General features: G+C 31.9%; 24 protein-coding genes and 2 tRNA genes. 9 read left to right on the forward strand and 17 right to left on the reverse strand.

What is annotated here, in order from left to right:
- From BA195_RS03620 to BA195_RS03640, 5 genes are all read right to left on the reverse strand, one after another.
- Window positions 1–642, reverse strand: a complete 642-nt coding sequence (locus BA195_RS03620) for an O-methyltransferase (RefSeq protein ID WP_068702532.1) — start codon at window positions 640–642, stop codon at window positions 1–3.
- A gap of 105 nt (window positions 643–747) precedes the next feature.
- On the reverse strand, window positions 748–1,008 hold the full coding sequence (locus BA195_RS03625) for a hypothetical protein (protein ID WP_068702534.1): 261 nt from the start codon (window positions 1,006–1,008) through the stop codon (window positions 748–750).
- A 4-nt stretch (window positions 1,009–1,012) separates the two neighbouring features.
- Window positions 1,013–1,585 carry a sigma-70 family RNA polymerase sigma factor gene (locus BA195_RS03630; protein WP_068702536.1) on the reverse strand — a complete coding sequence of 191 codons (573 nt, stop codon included), beginning with the start codon at window positions 1,583–1,585 and terminating at the stop codon, window positions 1,013–1,015.
- A gap of 22 nt (window positions 1,586–1,607) precedes the next feature.
- Entirely contained in the window at window positions 1,608–2,525 is a 918-nt protein-coding gene (locus BA195_RS03635) for a TolB family protein (RefSeq protein ID WP_068702538.1), read from the reverse strand.
- Between the two features lie 4 nt (window positions 2,526–2,529).
- Complete coding sequence (locus tag BA195_RS03640) at window positions 2,530–3,003, reverse strand: nuclear transport factor 2 family protein (protein WP_068702540.1); 474 nt, start codon at window positions 3,001–3,003, stop codon at window positions 2,530–2,532.
- A gap of 168 nt (window positions 3,004–3,171) precedes the next feature.
- Between BA195_RS03640 and panB the strand changes: the two genes are divergently transcribed.
- Genes panB through BA195_RS03665 form a run of 5 tightly spaced genes read left to right on the forward strand, consistent with a single transcriptional unit; the run spans window position 3,172 to window position 6,173 of the window.
- Entirely contained in the window at window positions 3,172–3,990 is an 819-nt protein-coding gene (panB, locus tag BA195_RS03645; RefSeq protein WP_068702542.1) for a 3-methyl-2-oxobutanoate hydroxymethyltransferase, read from the forward strand.
- A 45-nt stretch (window positions 3,991–4,035) separates the two neighbouring features.
- Window positions 4,036–4,974, forward strand: coding sequence for a 2-hydroxyacid dehydrogenase (locus tag BA195_RS03650; RefSeq protein ID WP_068702544.1), 939 nt, complete (start codon window positions 4,036–4,038; stop codon window positions 4,972–4,974).
- Window positions 4,975–5,010: 36 nt separating this feature from the next.
- On the forward strand, window positions 5,011–5,469 hold the full coding sequence (locus BA195_RS03655) for a DUF1801 domain-containing protein (RefSeq protein WP_068703912.1): 459 nt from the start codon (window positions 5,011–5,013) through the stop codon (window positions 5,467–5,469).
- Window positions 5,469–5,858 carry a VOC family protein gene (locus BA195_RS03660; RefSeq protein ID WP_068702546.1) on the forward strand — a complete coding sequence of 130 codons (390 nt, stop codon included), beginning with the start codon at window positions 5,469–5,471 and terminating at the stop codon, window positions 5,856–5,858. Before BA195_RS03655 ends, BA195_RS03660 begins: the two co-directional genes overlap by 1 nt.
- A 33-nt stretch (window positions 5,859–5,891) precedes the next feature.
- Complete coding sequence (locus tag BA195_RS03665; RefSeq protein WP_068702548.1) at window positions 5,892–6,173, forward strand: TM2 domain-containing protein; 282 nt, start codon at window positions 5,892–5,894, stop codon at window positions 6,171–6,173.
- A 49-nt stretch (window positions 6,174–6,222) separates the two neighbouring features.
- Here the strand turns inward: BA195_RS03665 and BA195_RS03670 are convergent, their stop codons facing one another.
- From BA195_RS03670 to BA195_RS03690, 5 genes are all read right to left on the reverse strand, one after another.
- Window positions 6,223–7,092 carry a cupin-like domain-containing protein gene (locus BA195_RS03670; RefSeq protein ID WP_068702549.1) on the reverse strand — a complete coding sequence of 290 codons (870 nt, stop codon included), beginning with the start codon at window positions 7,090–7,092 and terminating at the stop codon, window positions 6,223–6,225.
- Between the two features lie 118 nt (window positions 7,093–7,210).
- Window positions 7,211–8,311: a biotin synthase BioB gene (bioB, locus tag BA195_RS03675; RefSeq protein WP_068703914.1), complete on the reverse strand. Its 1,101-nt coding sequence runs from the start codon at window positions 8,309–8,311 to the stop codon at window positions 7,211–7,213.
- Window positions 8,312–8,839: 528 nt separating this feature from the next.
- A complete protein-coding gene (locus BA195_RS03680) occupies window positions 8,840–10,249 on the reverse strand; it encodes a flotillin family protein (protein WP_068702550.1) in 1,410 nt (469 codons plus the stop codon).
- A gap of 9 nt (window positions 10,250–10,258) precedes the next feature.
- On the reverse strand, window positions 10,259–10,831 hold the full coding sequence (locus BA195_RS03685) for a hypothetical protein (protein ID WP_068702552.1): 573 nt from the start codon (window positions 10,829–10,831) through the stop codon (window positions 10,259–10,261).
- A gap of 54 nt (window positions 10,832–10,885) precedes the next feature.
- The gene (locus tag BA195_RS03690; RefSeq protein ID WP_068702554.1) at window positions 10,886–12,028 is read right to left on the reverse strand and encodes a beta-ketoacyl synthase N-terminal-like domain-containing protein; all 1,143 of its coding nucleotides are present in this window, start codon (window positions 12,026–12,028) and stop codon (window positions 10,886–10,888) included.
- Between the two features lie 131 nt (window positions 12,029–12,159).
- Between BA195_RS03690 and BA195_RS03695 the strand changes: the two genes are divergently transcribed.
- A complete protein-coding gene (locus tag BA195_RS03695; protein WP_068702556.1) occupies window positions 12,160–12,612 on the forward strand; it encodes a cytochrome c oxidase assembly factor Coa1 family protein in 453 nt (150 codons plus the stop codon).
- Here BA195_RS03695 and bioA read toward each other — a convergent pair.
- The 6 genes from bioA to BA195_RS03725 all read right to left on the reverse strand — a co-directional run bounded on the left by bioA (window position 12,598) and on the right by BA195_RS03725 (window position 16,303).
- Window positions 12,598–13,863 carry an adenosylmethionine--8-amino-7-oxononanoate transaminase gene (bioA, locus tag BA195_RS03700; RefSeq protein ID WP_068702558.1) on the reverse strand — a complete coding sequence of 422 codons (1,266 nt, stop codon included), beginning with the start codon at window positions 13,861–13,863 and terminating at the stop codon, window positions 12,598–12,600. The genes BA195_RS03695 and bioA overlap by 15 nt on opposite strands.
- 45 nt (window positions 13,864–13,908) lie before the next feature.
- Window positions 13,909–14,526: a dethiobiotin synthase gene (bioD, locus tag BA195_RS03705; protein WP_068702560.1), complete on the reverse strand. Its 618-nt coding sequence runs from the start codon at window positions 14,524–14,526 to the stop codon at window positions 13,909–13,911.
- Entirely contained in the window at window positions 14,527–14,904 is a 378-nt protein-coding gene (locus tag BA195_RS03710) for a putative signal transducing protein (RefSeq protein ID WP_068702562.1), read from the reverse strand.
- 7 nt (window positions 14,905–14,911) lie between these two features.
- On the reverse strand, window positions 14,912–16,042 hold the full coding sequence (locus BA195_RS03715) for an aminotransferase class I/II-fold pyridoxal phosphate-dependent enzyme (RefSeq protein WP_068702564.1): 1,131 nt from the start codon (window positions 16,040–16,042) through the stop codon (window positions 14,912–14,914).
- Between the two features lie 45 nt (window positions 16,043–16,087).
- Window positions 16,088–16,161, reverse strand: a tRNA-Asn gene (locus BA195_RS03720).
- Between the two features lie 68 nt (window positions 16,162–16,229).
- A tRNA-Asn gene (locus BA195_RS03725) sits at window positions 16,230–16,303 on the reverse strand.
- Window positions 16,304–16,572: 269 nt separating this feature from the next.
- On the opposite strand from BA195_RS03725, the gene BA195_RS03735 reads away from it, so the two are divergent.
- From BA195_RS03735 to BA195_RS03745, 3 genes are all read left to right on the forward strand, one after another.
- The gene (locus tag BA195_RS03735; protein ID WP_068702568.1) at window positions 16,573–19,299 is read left to right on the forward strand and encodes a 2-oxoglutarate dehydrogenase E1 component; all 2,727 of its coding nucleotides are present in this window, start codon (window positions 16,573–16,575) and stop codon (window positions 19,297–19,299) included.
- 184 nt (window positions 19,300–19,483) lie between these two features.
- Window positions 19,484–20,698, forward strand: a complete 1,215-nt coding sequence (gene odhB, locus BA195_RS03740; RefSeq protein WP_068702570.1) for a 2-oxoglutarate dehydrogenase complex dihydrolipoyllysine-residue succinyltransferase — start codon at window positions 19,484–19,486, stop codon at window positions 20,696–20,698.
- Window positions 20,699–20,775: 77 nt separating this feature from the next.
- Window positions 20,776–21,360 carry a methyltransferase domain-containing protein gene (locus tag BA195_RS03745; RefSeq protein WP_068702572.1) on the forward strand — a complete coding sequence of 195 codons (585 nt, stop codon included), beginning with the start codon at window positions 20,776–20,778 and terminating at the stop codon, window positions 21,358–21,360.
- Window positions 21,361–21,396: 36 nt separating this feature from the next.
- Here BA195_RS03745 and BA195_RS03750 read toward each other — a convergent pair whose 3' ends face one another.
- On the reverse strand, window positions 21,397–22,395 hold the full coding sequence (locus BA195_RS03750; RefSeq protein ID WP_068702574.1) for a metal-dependent hydrolase: 999 nt from the start codon (window positions 22,393–22,395) through the stop codon (window positions 21,397–21,399).
- Window positions 22,396–22,552: the final 157 nt, after the last annotated feature.

Below are 22,552 nucleotides of genomic sequence, written 5' to 3' on the forward strand. Positions count from 1 at the left end.
TTATATTACACGACTAATCGTTAATCCATCTCTTATTGGTAGCAAAACAGTTTCTAGGCGATTATCTTCGTTAAGCTTCTGATTATATTCTAAAAGAATTTTTGTGTCTATATCTTTAGGATTTAACTCTTCTACCACTTTACCACTCCAAAGCACGTTGTCAGATAATATTACTCCACCAGTGTTCATTTTCTCTATAATTAAATCAAAATAGTTTAGATAATTGGATTTATCGGCATCTATAAAAACTAAGTCAAATTTGGTGTCTATTGTCGGAATAATATCAATTGCATTTCCAATGTATTGCTTAATTTGATTTTTATAAGCTGATTTTTGAAAATAAGTAGCCTGTAACTCCTCTAATTCTTCATTTTTATCAATAGTATAAAGTTTTCCATCTTCAGATAAACCTTCGGCTAAACATAGGGCAGAATAACCGGTATACGTGCCAATTTCTAAAATTGATTTAGGTTGTACTAGCTTAGAAATCATTGATAAAACCCTTCCTTGAAAAGCACCACTTAACATTCTTGGGTTTAACACTTTTTGCCAAGTTTCTTTAGTTAGTTCTTGTAATATTTTAGGCTCTTGTTGTGAGTGATTAACAGCGTAATCATCTATTTTTTCAGGAAGAAAATGCATACTTTTCAATTTTAGCTCAAAGGTATAAAAAAACGGAACTTATTTTATAATAAGTTCCGTTTCAATCTAACAAAAAATAAAAATTGATATATATAAACTAAACGATTAATTAAATTGACTTAATTGTTCCTTTAAAGCTTCTTTTTCTTTGTTTGATAAACACTTCGTTTCATTTTTGCAATTATTAGCTTTCATCTTAAAAATATCAGACATTTTTCGATTTTGCTTTGAGTACAAAGCACATATTTTACAAGTTAATAAGTGCCAATTAAGTTTTATTTTTTCGTAAAATGAAGCTTCATTGTATTGTGCTTTGTCACAAATTGAAGTTGCTTCATCACATGTTATTTTAAATCTTTTAAACATCTTCTTACTTATTAAACCAGTTCTTTTCCATACAATTTCTTAGCTGGGTTCTTGCTCTGTGAATAATTACCCATAAGTTTGACGGAGTGATATTTAATTCCTTACAAATTTCTTCTGTTTCAAATTCCTGAATTGTTTTCATTCTAAACACCATGGCATATTTTTCAGGAAGATTATCAATGCAAACGTCTAGCTGAGATTTTAATTCCTCATTTTCAATATTTTTTTCAGATTCATTCTCCCATGATTGAGGCACTCGTTCTTCAATCCAATTACCTTCATTATCTCCTTTATCATAAAAACTCATTCGAACCTCTGCCTGACCTTTGTTTGAGTTTATTTTTCGATAATGATCTATAACTTTTCGTTTTAGTATTGATACTAGCCAAGTTCTTTCGGTAGATTTTCCTTGAAAATTTTTAGCAGATTTAAGACCAGCAAAAAAAGTTTCTTGTACCAAGTCTTTAGCAATGTTAGAATCATTTACACGAGCTACAGCATAATTAAATAAATAATCAGCATAATTATCAACCCATTTATTTGGAGATAAAGCGTTGGATTTATCAGTTTGGTTCATCGCTTCAAATATAAACTATTTTTTATTTAAAATCTGCCTGATATATTCGACTTAGCCCATTAGGGGTAATATTTATATAATTGATAATTTCAGTTAATTTTTTTCTCTTTTTAAAACCTCTTGGTATACCACTTTTATTTGTGGTAAAATACAATGTTTCATTTTCTATATCTACAAATGGGCAATAATCTAACTTTTTAGAGTTAATACCATTTTTTAGAAGCTTAGCTGGTAGCCAATTATTCTCTTTATTCTTTTTACTGATATACAAATCACCTCCACCTAAACCATCTTTTCTTCCGTAAGAAGTAAATATTATAAAACTTTCATCAGGAGCAACAAAGGCATTAAATTCATATTTTTCTGAATTTATATTACTACTTAAAGAAGTTGGTTTTGTATAAGTGTTATTAATAAATCGACTTACATATATATCCTCTTTACCTTTCGAGTTATCATAAGAAGCTGTAAAATACAAATCACCTTTACTTGTTACAGAAGGATAAAACTCATCAGCAGATGAATTTATAATACTACCAATGTTTTTTGGTGCAGACCAGATATCGGTCAATGATTTTCTTGTAACATACCATATATCCATATCATTTTTAATTTCAGATGAAGTGTTATCTATTCTATTTGAAACAAAAAATAATTTTAAACCATCTGGAGATAAAAAAGGTTCTAAATCCTTATGTTGTCCAGAAAAACTTACAGTTTCAGGATTAGTCCAAGTGCCATTTATTTTTTTTGAAAAAGCAATAAATGAATATTCTTTAGCAAAGCTTTCTACAGTGAAATAAAATTCATCACCTTTCTTGTTTAGTGAAAAATCTCTTACGTTTGGTAATCCTTTAAATAAATTCGGATTAAACATTTTAGAACCCTGACTAAATGAAGTACTGGTTATGAACATAAAAAGAAGACAGTATTTTTTCATCGAATTAAATTTTTAAATTTTTACAGTTATTTTTACGTCTCATATCAATTAAATAAATGATTTCCCATTTTCCATTGTTGTTAAATAATTGAAATGAATTGGCTCCACAATGACTAAATTTATTGTTGAAATAAAACTCATAAGGTGTCCAAGCAGAAGCTAAATTACCATCAATATTAATAGTCCAGGATAATAATTTTTCAAAATAAATATGCTCAGGTTTTTTATTAGCGATTCCAGTTAAAAGTTTATTTTTATCATCAGTAATTAAAGTTTTAACACCGTCTTTATTGGTAAAAGTAGTTTGTATTTTAACCGTTGTATGTAATGTTTTACTAACAACTGTACTGTCTCCCTTATGTAATCCATCAAAAAAAGTTTCAATAGTTTTTTTGATGGCTATTTCTGCTGTACTTTTTTGTGCATTTACTACACTTGAAAAAACAAAAAGAATAAGAATCGTAATTATTTTAGGCATAATAGTTTGTTTTAAAAGTGTGAAGCTATAAAAAAAGTAGATGATCATCTTATAATTAAGATAAAATTAACAACTATAATAAAAAGTAAAAATGAATTTGTAACTTTTTTATAAGGGATAAATCAACAGAATAATTGTGTATTTTTACAAAATAGAAAACTTAAAATAATGTCTGTAGCTAAAAAACAATATAAAAGAATTACCACAAAATCATTAGTTGAAATGAAAGCTAATGGGGAAAAAATTTCAATGCTTACTGCTTATGATTATACAATGGCAAAAATTGTAGATGGAGCAGGAATAGATGTCATTTTAGTTGGTGATTCAGCGTCAAACGTAATGGCGGGTCATGAAACTACTTTACCAATTACTCTTGATCAAATGATATACCATGCAAGTTCAGTTGTTAGAGCGGTAGAGCGTTGCTTGGTGGTAGTTGATTTACCATTTGGAGCTTATCAAGGTAATTCTAAAAGTGCTTTAGACTCTGCAATAAAAGTAATGAAGGAGTCGGGTGGACATGCTGTAAAGCTAGAAGGCGGAAGTGAAATAGGAGAATCTGTATCGAGAATATTAACCGCTGGGATTCCTGTAATGGGGCATTTAGGGCTAACGCCACAATCAATCTATAAATTTGGTACATATACGGTTAGAGCTAAAGAAGAAGAAGAAGCCGATAAATTAATAGAGGACGCTAAATTATTAGAGCAATTAGGATGTTTTGCTTTGGTGTTAGAAAAAGTGCCAGCAGCTTTAGCTAAAAAAGTAGCCGAAAGTCTAACCATTCCAGTAATAGGTATCGGAGCAGGAGCTGGAGTTGATGGACAAGTATTGGTAACACACGATATGATTGGAATGACACATGAATTTAACCCACGTTTTTTACGTAGATATTTAGATTTATATTCAGAAATGACCAACGCTTTTGAAAATTATATTGCAGACGTAAAATCGAAAGATTTTCCTAACGAAAAAGAACAATATTAAACCCAAAAAATCTTCTGAAAAGAAGATTTTTTTATTTTAAGTATTATGAAAATATTACACTTAGATTCAAATCACCCATTACTTTTAAAACAATTAAATAAAGTGGGGTTTATAAACGAAACGGATTTTAATTCGTCAAAAGATGAAATAGAAACAAAAATTGATGCATATGATGGATTAATTATTAGAAGCCGATTTACCATCGATAAACAGTTTTTAGATAAAGCAATTAATCTTAAATTTATAGGGAGAGTAGGTGCAGGAGTAGAAAATATAGATGTTGATTATGCTAAAGAAAACGGAGTTCATCTAATCTCAGCCCCCGAAGGAAATAGGAATGCAGTTGGTGAGCATACTTTAGGAATGTTATTATCACTGTTTAATAAATTAAATAAGGCTGATAAAGAAGTTAGAAACGGAAAATGGTTACGTGAAGATAACCGAGGAATTGAACTCGACGGTAAAACGATTGGTTTGATAGGTTACGGAAACATGGGGAAAGCCTTTGCGAAAAAACTACGCGGTTTTGATGTAAAAGTTATCTGTTATGATATTAAACCTAATGTTGGTGATAAAAACTGTACTCAAGTTTCTTTAAAAGAACTACAAGAAAAAACGGATGTTTTAAGTTTACATACACCACAAACTGCAGAAACAAAACAAATGATAAATACGAATTTTATCAATGCTTTTACAAAGCCTTTTTGGTTGTTAAACACAGCAAGAGGAACATCGGTTGTAACCTCTGATTTAGTAAATGCTTTAAAAAAAGATAAAATTTTAGGAGCAGGATTAGATGTGCTAGAATATGAAAAAAAATCATTCGAAAATTTATTTGTAAATAAAGAAATGCCAGCAGCATTTCAATATTTAATTAAATCAGAAAATGTATTATTATCGCCGCATGTTGCAGGTTGGACAGTAGAAAGTAAAGAAAAGTTAGCGCAAACAATTGTAGATAAAATCAAAGCAAAATTTTGCTAACTTGTATGCTTTAAAACAGTGTTAAAAAATAATAACATGCAATACGAAGCAAATTCACCTGAAGAATACATAGCACAAATTCCTGAAGAACGTCAGGAAATCATGCAAAATTTACGTGTAATTATAAAAGATAATTTACCCACAGGATTTGAAGAAGGGATTAATTATAAGATGATAGGATATTATGTGCCTCATTCAATTTATCCAGATGGTTATCATTGCGATACAAGTTTACCATTACCTTTTATGAATATAGCTTCACAAAAAAACTCGATTAATTTATACCATAGCGGAATTTATGCTAAAAAAGAATTGTTAGATTGGTTTGTAGCTGAATATCCAAAACATTGTAAACGAAAGTTAGACATGGGAAAAAGCTGTATTCGACTTAAAAAAATGGATGATATTCCGTACGACTTAATAGCGGAACTTTGTACAAAAATGACAGTTGAAGAATGGATAACTATTTATGAATCTGCGATAAAAACAAAATAATGAAAAAGGGAAAAGTATTAGGTATAGGAGGTGTTTTTTTTAAAACTGAAGACACCGCTAAAACAAAAGACTGGTATAAAGAAAACTTAGGTTTTAATACAGACGATTGGGGGACTACTTTTTGGTGGAAAGATAATGATGGAAAAAAAGCTTCAACACAATGGAGCCCTTTTGCAAACGATACTAAATATTTTGAACCTTCAAAGAAAGACTTTATGTTTAACTACCGTGTAGAAAATTTAAAAGAACTATTAGAAGAGCTAAAACAAAAAGGAGTTACTGTTTTAGACAAAGTAGAAGAGTATGATTATGGTAAATTTGGATGGATTATTGATTTAGATGGAAATAAAATTGAACTTTGGGAGCCAAATGACGCAGCTTTTTTATAAATTTAGCACCAACTAATTATTAAAAACAAAAAAATGGATGTAATTGATGAAAATGGAAAAGCAGTTCCAAATCAAGAAAGTAAAAGAGTATTAGCAGGTATACTAGGTATAATTCTAGGTCCCTTAGGTGTGCATAAATTCGTGTTAGGTTATACAAAAGAAGGATTAATAATGTTATTAGGTAGTATTCTTACTTGTGGGTTTGCAGCTCCTATTTTTAGCATTATAGGTTTAATTGAAGGAATTATGTATTTAACAAAATCAGATGAAGAATTTGTGCAAACATATCAAGTAAACCAAAAAGGTTGGTTTTAAATAAAACAACTTTTTTAAAAAATATAAAGCGCCATAATTGGCGCTTTTTTTATATAATATTATTTGCTTTGTTAGTTCTAATAATAGCTTGTTTATTTTTCCAATCAATCCATTTTTGACCTTTAATTCTACGCATTAAATTATCGTAGTTACGCATTACAAAAACATTAAATAATGCTTTTCCTAAACGAGCAGGATTACGAGCAATTGCACGTAAGCTCATCGAAAAACCAGGCGTTAAATAACGCATATAATGCCAATATCCTTCAGGCATATATAATACATTTCCGTGTTCTAAATTTGTAATATGTCCTTTAGCATTTTTTAAAGCAGGCCATTTTTCAAAATCAGGGTCTGCAAAATTAATATCTTCACGAGTAATTAATGAGTGCGGAATTTTATATAAATACTTGTTTTGCTGTTGGTCAAATAAAATCACTTCTTTTTTTCCTTCAAAATGAAAATGAAAAATATTTGCCAAATCAATATCATAATGCATAAAAGTATACGAATTTGTACCACCAAAAAATAACATTGGCATTCCTTTCATTAAACGCAAACCAAAATCAGGAAATTTAAAATCTTTTTGAAGCATAGGAACCTCTTTTAAGATATTCCATAAAAAAATTCGAAACTTAGTAGGTTCTCGTTTTAATAAATCTACATATTCGCTCATTTTCATAGTAGCATGCGGCTCGTTAAAACCATCTTTATAATCTACCGGTCTATCATCATACAAAGGTACCGTTTTATCACCAGCAACTTCTTTCATATAGTCTAAAGACCATTTAGAGTACGCAGGCCAATCTTCAATAAAACGCTCAATAACCACAGGTTTTTGAGGTTTGAAGTAGTTTTTAATAAAATCTTCCTTGGTTATGGTTTTAACTCGGTCTATTTGTTGTAACTGTAATCCCATGCATTGAATTTTTCTAATAGCAAAGTTAATAAATTGTTAGGTCTATTTGTTTATATAACGGCAACAAAAAAGCACTCACATTAAATAATGAGTGCTTTTTACTGTTTTTAAAAAAAAATTATTTTTTTCTAAAAGCTAAAGCCTCTTGCTTTTTCTCTTCATTACGCTCAATTTTGTGCTCAGGACGAGACCATTTTGGCTTTTCTCCTAAGTTTTCAAACTTAGAATCAGCAGCTTCAATCGATTGTGGTTGTACTTTTTTGGTAAATGGTTTTTGAGGATTCATTCCTAGCATTTCAAACATTTTCATGTCTTCATTAACATCAGGGTTTGGAGTTGTAAGTAACTTATCTCCAGCAAAAATAGAGTTTGCTCCGGCAAAGAAACACATTGCTTGTCCTTCTCGACTCATCTGAGTTCTACCAGCCGATAAACGAACCTGAGTTTCAGGTAATACAATACGAGTAGTAGCAACCATACGAATCATATCCCAAATTTCAACAGGTTTCTCATCCTCTAAAGGTGTACCTTCAACAGCAACCAAAGCGTTAATTGGTGTTGATTCTGGTTGAGGATCTAAAGTAGATAAAGCCACTAACATTCCAGCTCTATCTTCAGCATTTTCACCCATTCCAATAATTCCACCCGAACACACCGTAACGTTTGTTTTACGCACATTATCAATCGTATCTAAACGATCTTGATAGCCACGTGTAGAAATTACTTCTTTATAATATTCTTCCGACGAATCTAAATTATGATTATAGGCATACAAACCAGCTTCAGCCAAACGTTGCGCTTGGTTTTCGGTAACCATTCCTAAAGTACAGCAAACCTCCATATCAAGTTTGTTAATAGTTCTTACCATTTCTAATACTTGATCAAATTCAGGTCCATCCTTTACATTACGCCAAGCAGCACCCATACAAACACGCGAACTTCCGCCCGATTTTGCTCGTAAAGCCTGTGCTTTTACTTGTTGTACACTCATTAAATCATTTCCATCAACATTGGTGTGGTAACGAGCTGCTTGTGGACAATATCCACAATCTTCCGAGCATCCACCAGTTTTTATAGATAATAAGGTCGAAACCTGTACTACATTCGGGTCGTGACTTTTTCTATGAATCGTTGCAGCCTCGTATAAAAGCTCCATTAACGGCTTATTATATATTTCAAGAATTTCTTCTTTCGTCCAGTTATGTCTTACTTCACTCATAAATTCAAGTTGTTTGTAGTTGTCAAAAATAAAAAAACTAATTGGGTTTTTATTTCTTTTTTTGAAGCTATTTCCTGCTTTCACTACTCGCTTTTTTTTCAGCTGTTCTCGATACAAATTTTTCATCCTTCAAAATTCACTCGATCAGACCGTAAAAAAGAGCTCAAACAAGCCGTTCAATCAGGGCTAAACCTATTTACAAAAATACCGTTTAACAGCAACTTTTTATTTTTCTTTATTAAATAAAGAAGCATCGATATTGTTGTAATATTTTAAATCACTTAATTTTAATCAAATAAATACTAAGCGTTCCGTCAACCTGAACTTATTTAAGGTTCTCGTCAAGAGCGAACACTTATTGGTATAAAAATGTGATTCTGAAATAAATTCAGAATGCCGTACCTGTATAGTGTTCTATATCAGCACAACTTATTTATTAACTATTTTTATCAGTAGAAAGTAAAGAATTGCTAAAAACAAAAATTCCGCTATGAAAGCGGAATTTTAGAATTATTAATTTAAAGAAGGTTAATTATCTTCTTTGGTTTCTTCCACAATTTCAGCCGGAATATCTTTACCTTTCAAATATTCAGGCAATTGCATACCAGCCATATTAAACATTTCTTGTAATGGCGGTACCGATTTGTACATGCCCGAAATAAAGTTAGAGGTCGATGATTTTCCATCTTTTCCGCCACCATTTTCCCAAACAGTAACTTTATCAATTTTAATATTCTTAATAGCTTCGGCTTGCGTTTTTACCAATTCTGGTAATTTATCAGCAATTAATAATAATGCAGCATTTTGTGAGTCGTTACCTGCAGCTTTTACAATTTCGTCTAAACCAGCCGCTTGTTTTGTTAATACTTCATATAAACCTTTAGCTTCGGCTTGCGCTTTTAAGAAAATTGCATCTGCTTCACCTTTTGCAATTCGTCTAATATTTTCGGCCTTTGCTTCGGCATCAATTTCAACTTTTCTTTTATCAATTTCAGCAGGTACAATAATATCTGCTAATTGAGATGAACGCTCTCTTTCAGCTCTGGCAAGTTCGGCTTCTTGTTCGGCTGCATACGATTCTTTTAAAGCGTTTGCACTTTGTACTTTTTCTGATGCAATTGCAGTACGTTCTGCTTCTGCCTCACGTTGTCTTCTTAAAGAATCTGAATTTGCAACAGCAATTTTTGCGGTATTTTCTCCTTCTACGGCTTGTGCGTTTGCAGCAGCAACTTGTGTTCTTTCATCTTGTACAGCATTTGCTTCACCAATAGAACCATCTCTAGTTTTTTCGGCAACCGATTTACGGGCAGCGTTAATTGCATGTGCAGCAGCTTCTTTACCTAAAGCCTCTATATAGCCAGATTCATCAACAATATCGGTAATATTTACGTTGATTAACTTTAAACCTACTTTTTTTAATTCAGATTCTACACTTTGTGAAATATTAGTTAAAAACTTATCTCTATCATTATTTATTTCTTCTATATCCATAGAAGCAACTACTAAACGTAACTGACCAAAAATAATTTCTTGTGCTAATTCTTGAATATTGTCTTGATTTAATCCTAACAATCTTTCAGCAGCATTTTGCATAATTCCTGGCTCAGTAGAAACTCCAATAGTAAATCTACTTGGTACGTTTACACGAATATTTTGTTTAGAAAGTGCGTTTACTAAATTTACTTCTATCGAAATAGGTGTTAAATCTAAAAACTCATAATCTTGAATTACCGGAAAAATAAATGCGGCTCCACCATGAATACATTTTGCTGATTGTCCGCCGCCAACTTTACCATAAACGACTAAAATTCTGTCTGAAGGACATCTTTTATAGCGTTTAATTAAGGTGATAAATAAGATGAAAATAAATAGAATAGCAATAATCATTCCGATAGGCCCGGCAAAGCCTTCAATTTGTAATAGTGTTAATTTTAACATAGTCAATTTTTATTTTTGAGGTTCAATAATTAATAATCCGTTTGGTGTTACTTCAATTACTTTTATTACCGTTCCTTGCGGTAAATCGGTATCGTAATTTGTTAGTGCTTCTAATTCTCGTAGTGAGTTTTGTACTTTAACGTGTACTTTTCCTATTTTAGATTTGTTGGCTCCTACGGTTAAATATACTTCGCCAATGGCATTAAGTGCATTTTCCATCTTTAAAGTTCCGCTATCAGTTAATTTACTGATGTAGTAAAATAATGCTGCCATTACTGTCATCATTAATAATCCACAGAAGATAGAAATAAATAAGGTAACAATTTTTGAATTTCCAGCATCGATGCTTGCAATTCCACTCCATCCAAAAATGGTAAAAAAAGCCACCATGTTTTTAAAGGTGAAAAACTGAAATCCAGCACCAGTATCGGCATCTATTTCTGCATCAACATCACCTACATCATCAGTGTCAGCGCCAATAAAAGTTGTTATAAGAACAAAAATAAATAGTAAGGTTGCAGCAATTGTAACAACCCAATACATTTTTTGAAAAGAAGATAATTCATTAAACCATTCCATCATAAAGCAATTGTTTTTTAGTTACTAAAAATAGCTAAATTGACTGAAATAGCAATATTATTTCGTCAATAAAACAGAAACGGCATTTCCACCAAAACCAACGGCATTTATAAGTATTTTATTTATTTTTTTTGGATGATTTTGTTGCGTAGCAAACGGAACTTCGATTGCTTTTTGATGTTGTAATATAAATACGCCTAATTCTAAACTAAGCAACCCTGAAGTTCCGAAAGTATGCCCGACTTTCCACTTATTAGTAGTTAAAAAAGGAGTTTTGTTACAAAAAATCTTTTGTATTGCATTAATTTCAGATTGGTCTCCTTTAATGGTTCCAGGAGCATGCATTACTATAACATCAATCTCATCAGGAGAAATACCACCCAAAGCCATTTTCATAGATTTTTGAAAACAATCGGCATTGGTACTTACTGAAGTATTGTGTTTTAAAACTTCAGTAGCATATCCAACCCCATTAATAGTGGCAATAGCATTTTCTTGAACTCCTTTTTCTAAACAAAAAACTGAGGCAGCTTCTCCTAAAACCATGGTATTTTTGTTTTTTTCTAAATCAAAAGCTTTACACGGATATTCATCGGTTTCTTTCGAGTATACTTTTAACGCTTGCATTTGGGCAATCGTAAAATCAGTTAAAGAGGCTTCACTAGCGCCAATCATAAACTTATCAGCCATACCAGATTGTAACCAAGCAACGCCGTTTAACAAAGAATGTAATCCTGTTGAACAAGTAATAGAATGCGAAATTTCAGGCCCGTTACTTTGTAAATCGTGGGCAATCCATGATGATATATTACCTAAAGTAGTGGTTGGAGAACTTAAGGTTGATGATTTTCCAGTTTCTAAAAATTCTTTGTGATATTTTTCAAACAAAGAAGTCGCTCCTCTTGATGAACCAATATTAATACCGAAGTTATCTTCCTGTTTCCAATTAGTTTTTTCAATAGCTTTTCTTGCAGCAAACAAAGTGTATATTACCGAATCATCTAAGTTTTTATACTTGTTATCCGAACTTCTTATTTTCTCAATAATAAGTTTATCTTCATTGGTTAATTGCCCAATCCAAACATTATCTTTTAGTGTTAAAAAATGTTTTGAGTTTAAATAGTTTTCCCAAATTTGCTCAGGAGAACTCCCTAAGGCTGAAACCGAAGCAAAAGAGGTTATAGAAATTGGTTCTTTCATAATTGAGCTATGTTATTCTAAACTTATTTTAGCATCATCTTAAAATGATTGATAATATCTCAGCAAAAATAATAGTTAAATCAACGATTACGAAGAAAATAAAATAATTATATTGTCATTAAAATTTTTAAATGATGCGTGAACAAAAACAAAAAAGTTGGTTTGGTAGAAATTGGGGATGGGTAGTGCCTGTTGGTGGTTGTGGCTGCGGATGTATTGGACTTATTTTATTATTTGTTTTTGGTATTGGTGCTGCGTTTTTTGGTATATCTGAAATAATTACAAATGCCACACCGGTAGAGCATGCTATTAAACAAGCTGAAAAAAACAAGAAAGTACGTAGTTTTTTAGGGGAGCCAATTGAAAAATATGGAATCCCATCAGGAAATATATCAATAAATAATAATGATGGAGATGTTGATTTTTCCATTCCGATTTCGGGACCAAACGGAAAAGGAACATTAATTGTTCGTGGTATAAGAACTAATGGCGAGTGGATTTATGAAGATTTATACGTGCGAATTAAAGAAACACACGAAGAAATTAATTTATTAGCACAAGAAAAGGTTTTAGAAGATATCTAAAACCTTTTCGATTGTTGTGTATACTTTTTGTAACTGCTCTTTTGTAATTACATAAGGTGGTTGAATATAAATGGTGTTTCCTAATGGTCTTAAAAACACGCCATCATTCATAAAGTGTTTTAATAATTGATCACGTAAAGTACCGTAACGACCAGAGTTACTTTTTAAATCGATTGCTAAAATTACACCTTTACACCTTGTTGTGGTTACTTTTGGATGCTTTTTAATACGCTCTTCAAATGTTTTATGAGAAGTTATAATAGTTTTAATACTTTCTTGAATCGCTGTAGTTTGTAGTAATTCTATACTTGCTAAAGCAGCGCTACAGGCAATAGGATTAGCAGAGTAGGTATGGCAATGAAAAAAACCTTTTGCAATATCATTGCTTAAAAAATTACTGTAAATTTCTTCGGTACAAGAAGTAATTGCCATCGGAACTAAACCAGCAGTTAAAGCTTTACTTAAGCAGATAATATCTGGTTTTGTAGTAACTTCATCTGATGCAAAATGATTACCTGTTTTACCGAAACCTGTCATTACTTCATCAGCAATCATTAAAATATTATTCCCTTTGCAAAACTTTAAAATCTCGTTTAAATCTGCTGCTTCATGAATTTTCATTCCGGCTGCTCCTTGCACTAACGGTTCGTAAATAAAACCTGCAATATCATTTTCTGCAACGATTTTTTCTAACTGATTTAAAATTTGTTGATTATTTTTCCCGTTCGGGACAGGAATACGCTCAATTTTCATTAAAAAATCTTCAAAAGGCCCGTTGTAAGCTGATAAGCCAGAAACCGACATCGCGCCGAAAGTATCACCATGAAAACCATCTTCAAAAGCAATAAAAGTAGTTCGTTTTTCGCCTTTATTAAAATAGTATTGCAAAGCCATTTTAATAGCTGCTTCAACAGCAGTTGAACCATTATCGTTAAAAAAGATTCGGTTTTGATTTTCTGGAAGAATTTTAATTAATTCTTCGGATAATTTTACGGCAGGTTCGTGTGTAAAATCACTAAACATTATTTGATCTAATGTTTGCATTTGTTGGTAAACACGATTGGTAATAAAATCATTACAGTGTCCAAACATACAGGTGTACCAAGACGAAATAGCATCGATATACTCATTGCCATTTTCATCGGTTAAAATACATCCTTTAGCTTTTACAATTCCTAAACTATCAGGATGCGTTTGGTGTTGTTTTAACGGATGCCATAAATGTTTTTTATCTCTTTCTTGAAGTGTCATACTTTTATTTTTTTCGTTTTACTGATAAAAAGTTCAGTTAGGCGTTTATAAATTTAGTAGCTTTTCTTTAAAAAGTTCAGCATATTCTTTTACTACATTTTTATCAAAGTAAGGTTCTTCATCAATACGACCAATTACTGTAACGTTAGTCATTTTTTTGATGATTTCTTCTGTGGTTTTATGTTCATCTCCAGAGAAAATAATAGCAATATCAAAGCCTTTTTCTTGTAATAATTTTACGGTTAACAAAGTATGATTAATGCTGCCTAAATAATGACGAGAAACAACAATTACTTTATAGTTGAGTTTGATAATGTCTAAAATTGTATCGGAATTATTTAACGGAACCAGTAATCCGCCGGCGCCTTCTATAACTAAATTGTTGTTAGTTTTTGGTTCGTTAATTTTTGATAATTCAACTGTAACTCCGTCTATTTCTGCAGCAGCATGCGGACTCATAGGTGTTTTTAAAGCATAGGAGTTTGGATGAATTACTGTTTTTTTATTAGAAATAAACTTTTTAATTTTATGAGAATCGGAATCCTCTAATTCACCAGCCTGTATAGGTTTCCAGTAATCGGCTTGTAAAGCTTCGGTTACAATTGCTGAAGCGACAGTTTTTCCTACCTCAGTAGAAATTCCAGTAATAAAATATTTTTTCATTTAAAAGATTGTTTTGCAATCGTTACAAATTAATTTTCTGCTTTCAAAAAAAGGAAACAACATGTAAAAAAAACTTTTTCGTTGTGTTGGGGCAACTAACGTTTTAGAAGAATTGCAGTTTTTACAGTAAATAGCTTCTCCGTTTTCATTTTTTTCATAAGTTCTAATTTCATTGTAAATAGTCAACGCTTTTTCTAAATCATCATTATGTACTAATAGTTTTACACCTCCAATTGCTTGACTTATTAAAGGGTCAGAATCAATTGTTTTTTCATCCATCAATAAAGTTCTGATATCATCAGAATCTAGTCTAGACTTAACAAGATGAGCTTCGGTAGAATATTCAAAAACGGTTAAAATAGTGTAATTATCGCGCATTGTATTTTTAAACAAAAATAGCAAGATGTTCTAAAATATTGGTAATTTCTTGTCTAGAATTGTATGAGTGTAAACAAAAACGTAATCGTTCTTCTCCTTTTTTAACGGTTGGCGATAAAATTGGTTTTACATTAAATCCTTTTTCTGAAAGCTGCTTTGCGATTAATTTTACGTTTTTATTACCAGAAATAATGCAGCAATGAATAGCAGAATTACTGATAATAAAATTTAGGTTTAGTCTTTTTACTTCTGATGTAAAATGCAGTATGTTTTGTTGTAGTTTTTTAAATTTTTCAATACCTGTTGAACCTCTAAATTCTGTATAAACACACTTTATAGTGGCTAATGCGTGTGGAGATAATCCTGTGGTATATATAAAACTACGGGCAAAATTTATTAAATACTGTTGTAGTTCTTTGCTTCCTAAAATTGCAGCACCATGGCATCCAAAGGCTTTACCAAAGGTTACTATTCTTGCAAAAACATCCGTTTGTAAATTTAATTCTTGAATCAATCCGAAGTTAAAAACTCCTAAAGCATGTGCTTCATCAACAATTAAATAGGCATTGTTTTTTTTACAAATCGCTACTAAATTAATTAAGTCAGGAGAATCACCATCCATTGAAAAAACCGATTCTGTAACTACATAAATATGCGCGTCTTTTTGTTGAACTCTTTTTAGAATTTCCTTTAAATGAGTTAAATCATTATGTTTAAATTTATAGGCTTTTGCATTTGATAATTTTATACCGTCGCGAATAGAGGCATGAATAAATTCATCATACAAAATGATATCGCCACGTTGTGGTACAGCTGAAAAAAAACCAATATTAGCATCGTAACCAGAATTAAAAATTAATGCTTTTTCTGTTTGATGAAAAGTTGCTATATCTACCTCAAGAGTATTATATAATTGACTATTCCCAGAAAGTAATCTTGATCCAGATGCGCCATTAATAGTTAAGTGATTGTCAATTAAAAACTGATGTGTTTTGTTAAATAGTATTTCATTTTTTGAAAACCCTAAATAATCATTCGAAGAAAAATCAATTACATTGTTTTCTTTACCAAGTAAACGCAGTGCTTGATTTTTTTTACGCGCTAGTATTTTTTGAGTAAGTTTTTTGGGAAATTGCATAGTGTAAAAATACAAAAAGACCTACATGAATGTAAGTCTTTTTTGCTCCTCTTCAAGGACTCGAACCTTGGACCCTCTGATTAACAGTCAGATGCTCTAACCAACTGAGCTAAAGAGGAATGTTCATATAGAACAAATATGTAAAATGTAGCAATTATCGGCTGCTACGTTGCCTTTAGCATTTTAGCTCCTCCTCTTGGACTCGAACCAAGGACCCTCTGATTAACAGTCAGATGCTCTAACCAACTGAGCTAAGGAGGAATTTAAAACGTAATTGTTTTAAAATGCGAGTGCAAATTTAAGGGCTTTTTTTGTATCTGCAAATTTTTTTTGATAAAAAATTAAATTAAAAACGTTTTCTGCTGATTTATAAAGCTTTATTTTGATAAAAAAATAAAAATAAAAAAAGTTATACCTATTAATATCATAACTTGATGCTTTAAAATAAGCATGAAAAAAAGTTTTATTTTTGGTAAAAGTTGTATTTTTGTATCTATTATTCTTATTGATAGAAAAGCATAACAAGATATATGGACAAGTTTTCGTTCTTAAACGCAGTACATACCAGTTTTATAGGTGATTTATACGAACAGTATCAAAAAAATCCTGATGCAGTAGAACCAAGTTGGAGAAGTTTTTTTCAGGGATATGATTTAGCAAACGAAAATTATTCGTTGACTGATGAAGAAATTTCTGTTGAAATACCTGAAGAAGTACGTAAAGAATTTTTAGTAATTGATTTAATAAATGGTTACCGTACAAGAGGACACCTTTTTACAGAAACAAATCCAGTTCGTGAGCGTAGAAAATATACGCCTTCATTAGAGGTTGAAAATTTTGGGTTAACAAAATCAGATTTAACAACCGTTTTTAACGCAGGTGAAGTTTTAGGAATCGGTGCAAAAACATTAGCCGAAATAATTAAACACTTAAAAGCTATTTTTTGTGATAGTATTGGTGTTGAATATATGTATTTGCGTAGCCCAGAAGAATTAAAATGGTGGCAAAACCGTTTGAATAAAAATGGAAATCAACCAAAATATGATGTTGAAGCTAAAAAATATATTCTCACCAAGTTAAACCAAGCATCAACTTTCGAAAGTTTTTTACAAACAAAATACGTAGGTCAAAAACGATTTTCAGTTGAAGGAGGAGAAACGTTAATTCCAGGAATGAGTGTTGCACTTCGTGATGCTGCCGAAAAATATGGTGTGGAGGAATGTGTGTTAGGAATGGCACACCGTGGTCGTTTAAACACTTTGGTAAATATCTTTAAAAAACCTGTTCGCGATTTATTTAGCGAGTTTGAAGGAAAAGATTTTGAAGATCAAGATATTGATGGAGATGTAAAATATCACTTAGGGTTAACCTTAAGTAAAGCCTATAAGGGCGGACAAAAAATGAAGATGAATTTGGTGCCAAATCCATCACATTTAGAAACTGTAGATGCAGTTGCTGAAGGTATTGTTCGTGCAAAGGTAGATTTAGATTATAAGGGCGATAACGCAAAAATAATGCCTATTTTAGTGCATGGTGATGCGGCTATTGCTGGTCAGGGAATTGTGTATGAAATGGCACAAATGATGACCTTAAACGGATATAAAACAGGAGGAACCATTCATGTGGTGGTAAATAACCAAGTTGGTTTTACAACCAATTACTTAGATGCACGTTCAAGTACTTATTGTACTGATGTAGCTAAAGTAACATTGTCGCCAGTATTACACGTAAATGCAGATGATGCAGAAGCGGTTTGTCATGCAATGGAAATGGCTGTTGAGTATCGAATGAAATTTAAAAAAGACATTTATATTGATTTATTAGGATATCGTAAATACGGGCATAACGAAGGTGATGAGCCTCGTTTTACGCAACCTAAATTATATAAAGCAATTTCTAAGCATAAAAATGCGAAAGAATTATATGCTGCTAAATTAATTGAAGAGGGAAGCATTTCAGCAGATTATGTAACGGAAATTACCGCAGAGTTTAAAGCGCATTTAGAAGCTGAATTTACAGAATCTAAAAAGAAAACGACTTCTAAAATTCAAGAATTCATGCCAGAAGTTTGGGATGGGTTTATAAGAAAGCAATTACAAGACATGCTGCAACCAGTAGATACAACATACTCGGTTGAAGCGTTAAAAGATATAGCAAAAGTAATTTCAACAACCCCTGAAGGATACAAATTTGTACGTAAAGCAGAACGTATTTTACAAGGACGTAAAAAAATGGTTTTTGATCAGAACTCTTTAGATTGGGGAACTGCCGAAAATTTAGCATACGGTACCTTGTTAGAAGAAGGTTTTAATGTACGTATTTCAGGTGAAGATGTAGAAAGAGGAACTTTCTCGCACCGTCATGCAATTATGCGGGATGAGGAAACCTTAGAGCGTGTAAATTTATTAAACACCAACCCGAAAAATAAAGGTGAAATGACTATTTTCAATTCACACTTATCTGAATATGGAGTTTTAGGATTTGATTATGGGTATGCCATGGCTGCACCAAATACGTTAACTATTTGGGAAGCACAGTTTGGTGATTTTGCCAACGGAGCACAAATTGTATTTGATCAATACATTTCATCGGCAGAAGCTAAATGGAAATTGCAAAATGGATTGGTAATGTTATTGCCTCATGGATATGAAGGGCAAGGGCCTGAGCATTCATCAGGAAGGATAGAGCGTTTTTTACAGTCGTCAGCAGTTGATAACTGGACGATAGCAAATTGTTCTACACCTGCAAATATGTATCACATATTACGTCGTCAGATGAAACGTGATTTTAGAAAACCTTTAGTGGTTTTTACACCAAAAAGTTTATTGCGTTTACCAAAAGCGGTAAATCCGATTGAAGATTTAGCAAACGGATCTTTCCAAGAAGTTATAAACGATACTGTTGATGCTTCTAAAGTTAAAAAAATGGTTTTTTGTACTGGTAAGTTTTACTACGATATGTTAGAAGAACGTGAAAAACTAGGAAGAGAAGATGTTGCTTTAATTAGAATAGAACAATTATTTCCATTACATTTAGATAAAATTAAGGAAGTAATGGATCTATATCCAAATGTAGCACGCTATGTTTGGGCACAAGAAGAGCCTAAAAATATGGGGTCTTGGAGTTATGTGTTAGAGCGTTTTGAATTGGCAAAGTTAGAATGTGCGTCGAGAGATTATAAATCGGCACCAGCAGCTGGTTCAAGTACAAGATATAAGCAAAGACATCAGCAAGTATTAGACAAGGTCTTTGATTAATACGATAAAAAGTAAGTGCATGCGTTAGGGATTGAAACGGCATCCTTTTTTGCAGCCAATTCGAGTGAATTTGTGAAGAATGAACAAATTTGTATCGAGAATGCAGCAAAAAAGATATAGTGAAAAGCCCGCCCGAACGCCCAAATAAAAGAAATAAAATATTTCAGAATAAAAAAAAAGAAACATGAGTGTTTTAGAAATGAAAGTTCCTTCTCCGGGAGAATCGATTACAGAAGTAGAAATAGCAACTTGGTTAGTGGAAGATGGTGATTATGTTGAAAAAGATCAGCCAATTGCCGAAGTAGATTCTGACAAAGCAACGTTAGAATTGCCTGCGGAAGAAAGCGGAATTATCACTTTAAAGGCTGAGGAAGGCGATGCTGTTGAGGTGGGCGCTGTAGTTTGTTTGATTGATATGAGCGCAGCAAAACCTGAAGGTGGCGCATCAGCTGAAACCAAAAAAGCAGAAGCTCCAAAAGCTGAAGCTCCTAAAAAAGAAGAAGCTAAACCTGCAACGTATGCAACCGGAACAGCATCACCTGCAGCTAAGAAAGTTTTAGCTGAAAAAGGAATGGATGCTGCAAGCGTGAAAGGAACAGGAAAAGATGGGCGTGTAACGAAAGAAGATGCTGTAAAAGCGGTACCTTCTATGGGAACGCAACCTGCAAATGGTTCGCGTGGTACGGAGCGTAAAAAAATGTCAATGTTACGTCGTAAGGTAGCACAACGTTTAGTTGCTGTAAAAAGCGAAACAGCTATGTTAACTACGTTTAACGAAGTAAACATGCAGCCAATTTTTGATTTACGTAAGGAGTATAAAGAAGATTTTAAAGCGAAGCACGGTGTTGGGTTAGGATTTATGTCTTTCTTTACTTTAGCTGTTGTTAGAGCGTTAAAAATGTATCCTGATGTAAACTCTATGATTGATGGAGATTTTCAAATAAAACACGATTTTCAAGATATATCTATCGCAGTTTCTGGTCCTAAAGGATTAATGGTACCTGTAATTAGAAATGCCGAAAATTTATCGTTTAGAGGTGTTGAAAGTGAAGTAAAACGTTTGGCTTTACGTGCTCGTGATGGTCAAATTACAGTTGATGAAATGACTGGAGGTACGTTTACTATTACGAACGGTGGTGTATTTGGATCAATGTTATCTACACCGATTATTAACCCTCCACAAAGTGGAATTTTAGGAATGCATAATATTGTTAATCGTCCGATGGCAGTAAATGGAGAAGTCGTTATTCAGCCAATTATGTATGTTGCCTTATCTTATGATCATCGTATTATTGATGGTCGTGAGTCTGTTGGATTTTTAGTGGCTGTAAAAGAAGCTTTAGAGAACCCGATGGAATTGTTAATGGACAACAATCCTAAAAAAGCATTAGAAATGTAGTTTTCTATTAATAAAGTATAAATTGGAAAGCCTACGCATTTTTGTGTAGGCTTTTTTATTAAAAAAAATAAAGAAAAATGAATTTGTCTAAAGATTTTTGGGAGAATAAGTATAAGGCTAATAAAACGGGTTGGGACTTAGGAGAAGTTTCACCGCCTTTAAAAGCTTATTTTGATCAGTTAGAAGATAAGGAATTAAAAATATTATTTCCAGGAGGCGGTAATTCCTATGAAGCGGAATACCTTTTTAACAAAGGTTTTAAGAATGTTTTTGTGGTAGACTTAGCTGTAACTGCGTTAAATAACATAAAAAAAAGAGTGCCGCTTTTTCCTGAAAATCAACTAATTTTAGGTAACTTTTTTGATTTAGATACAACTTTTGATTTGACAATTGAGCAAACTTTTTTTTGTGCATTAAATCCTGATTTGAGAAAGAAATATGCTCAAAAAATGAATGAAATATTAAAAGAAAACGGAAAATTAGTGGGACTTCTTTTTAATGCCAAATTAAATGAAGATCACCCTCCTTTTGGTGGGGATAAAGCAGCGTATATAACATATTTTAAACCGTATTTTACTTTTAATGTTTTTGAAAAGTGTTATAATTCATACCATAACAGGCAAGAAATGGAATTTTTTATAAAGTTTATAAAACGTAAATAACAATTCGTTTAACTTAGTTATAGATTGAAGAATAATCTAATTACCTTTTAATCGTTCCCATAAATCAGATACTAATTTTTTACCATCACGTTTATCTTTTGGTTCTTCAGTGAATAGTATATCTCCTGAATTATCAACTGTTATTTTATATTTAAAAACGAAATTTTCGGCTTTTGGTTTCATACTTAAAAGACCAAATCGTAAATCGTTAAAATAAAGCTGATCGTCCTTTTTATTGATGGTAAACCAACCTTCAGAAATTGAGATCATACGCTTAACATTTTTGTCTTCAGTAAGACTTTCTAATAAATTATGATTCTTTGAGTATTTTGTAAAAGTAATAGGCTGCGTATCAAAAAATGAATAATTACCCAATAAAAAAGAATCTTCAGTCTGTACGTTAGCACTCCAAAGTATAGTATTTAAAGGTGAAGGTCTCGTATCAATTTCTGAGTAAGCAATATTTTGATTTTTTAAAGCTGTTTCAAATTGATTAAAGGCTATCCATTTTAATAGTAGTGTAAGTACTAAGTAAGAGGAACTAATTATTAATCCCATTTTATTATAAAAACGACGTTTTTCAGAAGTGCGTTTTTGTGTCATTGCAAAAATTAAAAACACTAAAAAAGGCAAAGTATAAAGAGGATCGATAACAAAAATGTTTTTAAAAGCTAACCGTATATCAAAAGGCCAAAATAATTGCGTTCCCCAAGTGGTATGTGCATCTAAAATAGGATGTGTTACAAATGATAAGAAAAATAGTAATGTCCAATTTTTAAAATCTTTATACTTTTCATAACGTGAAACAATCCAAGCAAAAATGGGTGCAAAAAGTACTGAAAACACAATAGAATGAGTAAATCCTCTATGTATATAAAGTGCCGTTACTTTGTCTGTGAAAAATGATGCAAGAACATCTAAATCGGGAATAGTACCTGCAATAGCACCATATAACATTGCTTTGTTTCCAATTTTTTTGCCTAAAACGGCTTCGCCAACGGCAGCTCCTAGTACAATTTGAGTTAATGAATCCATAGGTTACAAAAATAAACGAAGCAGGTTAAATAGTGTATAGAAGTTCAGCTAAGTTTTTTGTTAAACTTTATGACAATGGGGACTTTTACTCAAATAATCTTTATAGAAAGCAAATCAGATGGTAACAAATGTTACTAACAATTATTTATTATGCAGC

This window comes from Tenacibaculum soleae, from assembly GCF_001693415.1.
GTDB classification, from domain to species: domain Bacteria; phylum Bacteroidota; class Bacteroidia; order Flavobacteriales; family Flavobacteriaceae; genus Polaribacter; species Polaribacter soleae.

Bases quoted from the DNA above. Each gene is read 5' to 3' on its own strand.
- BA195_RS03745 (WP_068702572.1), top strand. From the start codon at position 20,776: ATGAATTTGTCTAAAGATTTTTGGGAGAATAAGTATAAGGCTAATAAA.
- BA195_RS03710 (WP_068702562.1), bottom strand. From the start codon at position 14,904: ATGCGCGATAATTACACTATTTTAACCGTTTTTGAATATTCTACCGAA.
- BA195_RS03650 (WP_068702544.1), top strand. From the start codon at position 4,036: ATGAAAATATTACACTTAGATTCAAATCACCCATTACTTTTAAAACAA.
- BA195_RS03630 (WP_068702536.1), bottom strand. From the start codon at position 1,585: ATGAACCAAACTGATAAATCCAACGCTTTATCTCCAAATAAATGGGTT.
- bioB (WP_068703914.1), bottom strand. From the start codon at position 8,311: ATGAGTGAAGTAAGACATAACTGGACGAAAGAAGAAATTCTTGAAATA.
- BA195_RS03735 (WP_068702568.1), top strand. From the start codon at position 16,573: ATGGACAAGTTTTCGTTCTTAAACGCAGTACATACCAGTTTTATAGGT.
- BA195_RS03695 (WP_068702556.1), top strand. From the start codon at position 12,160: ATGATGCGTGAACAAAAACAAAAAAGTTGGTTTGGTAGAAATTGGGGA.
- bioA (WP_068702558.1), bottom strand. From the start codon at position 13,863: ATGACACTTCAAGAAAGAGATAAAAAACATTTATGGCATCCGTTAAAA.
- BA195_RS03665 (WP_068702548.1), top strand. From the start codon at position 5,892: ATGGATGTAATTGATGAAAATGGAAAAGCAGTTCCAAATCAAGAAAGT.
- BA195_RS03670 (WP_068702549.1), bottom strand. From the start codon at position 7,092: ATGGGATTACAGTTACAACAAATAGACCGAGTTAAAACCATAACCAAG.
- BA195_RS03685 (WP_068702552.1), bottom strand. From the start codon at position 10,831: ATGATGGAATGGTTTAATGAATTATCTTCTTTTCAAAAAATGTATTGG.
- bioD (WP_068702560.1), bottom strand. From the start codon at position 14,526: ATGAAAAAATATTTTATTACTGGAATTTCTACTGAGGTAGGAAAAACT.
- BA195_RS03750 (WP_068702574.1), bottom strand. From the start codon at position 22,395: ATGGATTCATTAACTCAAATTGTACTAGGAGCTGCCGTTGGCGAAGCC.
- panB (WP_068702542.1), top strand. From the start codon at position 3,172: ATGTCTGTAGCTAAAAAACAATATAAAAGAATTACCACAAAATCATTA.
- BA195_RS03620 (WP_068702532.1), bottom strand. From the start codon at position 642: ATGCATTTTCTTCCTGAAAAAATAGATGATTACGCTGTTAATCACTCA.
- odhB (WP_068702570.1), top strand. From the start codon at position 19,484: ATGAGTGTTTTAGAAATGAAAGTTCCTTCTCCGGGAGAATCGATTACA.
- BA195_RS03635 (WP_068702538.1), bottom strand. From the start codon at position 2,525: ATGAAAAAATACTGTCTTCTTTTTATGTTCATAACCAGTACTTCATTT.
- BA195_RS03680 (WP_068702550.1), bottom strand. From the start codon at position 10,249: ATGTTAAAATTAACACTATTACAAATTGAAGGCTTTGCCGGGCCTATC.
- BA195_RS03640 (WP_068702540.1), bottom strand. From the start codon at position 3,003: ATGCCTAAAATAATTACGATTCTTATTCTTTTTGTTTTTTCAAGTGTA.
- BA195_RS03690 (WP_068702554.1), bottom strand. From the start codon at position 12,028: ATGAAAGAACCAATTTCTATAACCTCTTTTGCTTCGGTTTCAGCCTTA.
- BA195_RS03655 (WP_068703912.1), top strand. From the start codon at position 5,011: ATGCAATACGAAGCAAATTCACCTGAAGAATACATAGCACAAATTCCT.
- BA195_RS03625 (WP_068702534.1), bottom strand. From the start codon at position 1,008: ATGTTTAAAAGATTTAAAATAACATGTGATGAAGCAACTTCAATTTGT.
- BA195_RS03715 (WP_068702564.1), bottom strand. From the start codon at position 16,042: ATGCAATTTCCCAAAAAACTTACTCAAAAAATACTAGCGCGTAAAAAA.
- BA195_RS03660 (WP_068702546.1), top strand. From the start codon at position 5,469: ATGAAAAAGGGAAAAGTATTAGGTATAGGAGGTGTTTTTTTTAAAACT.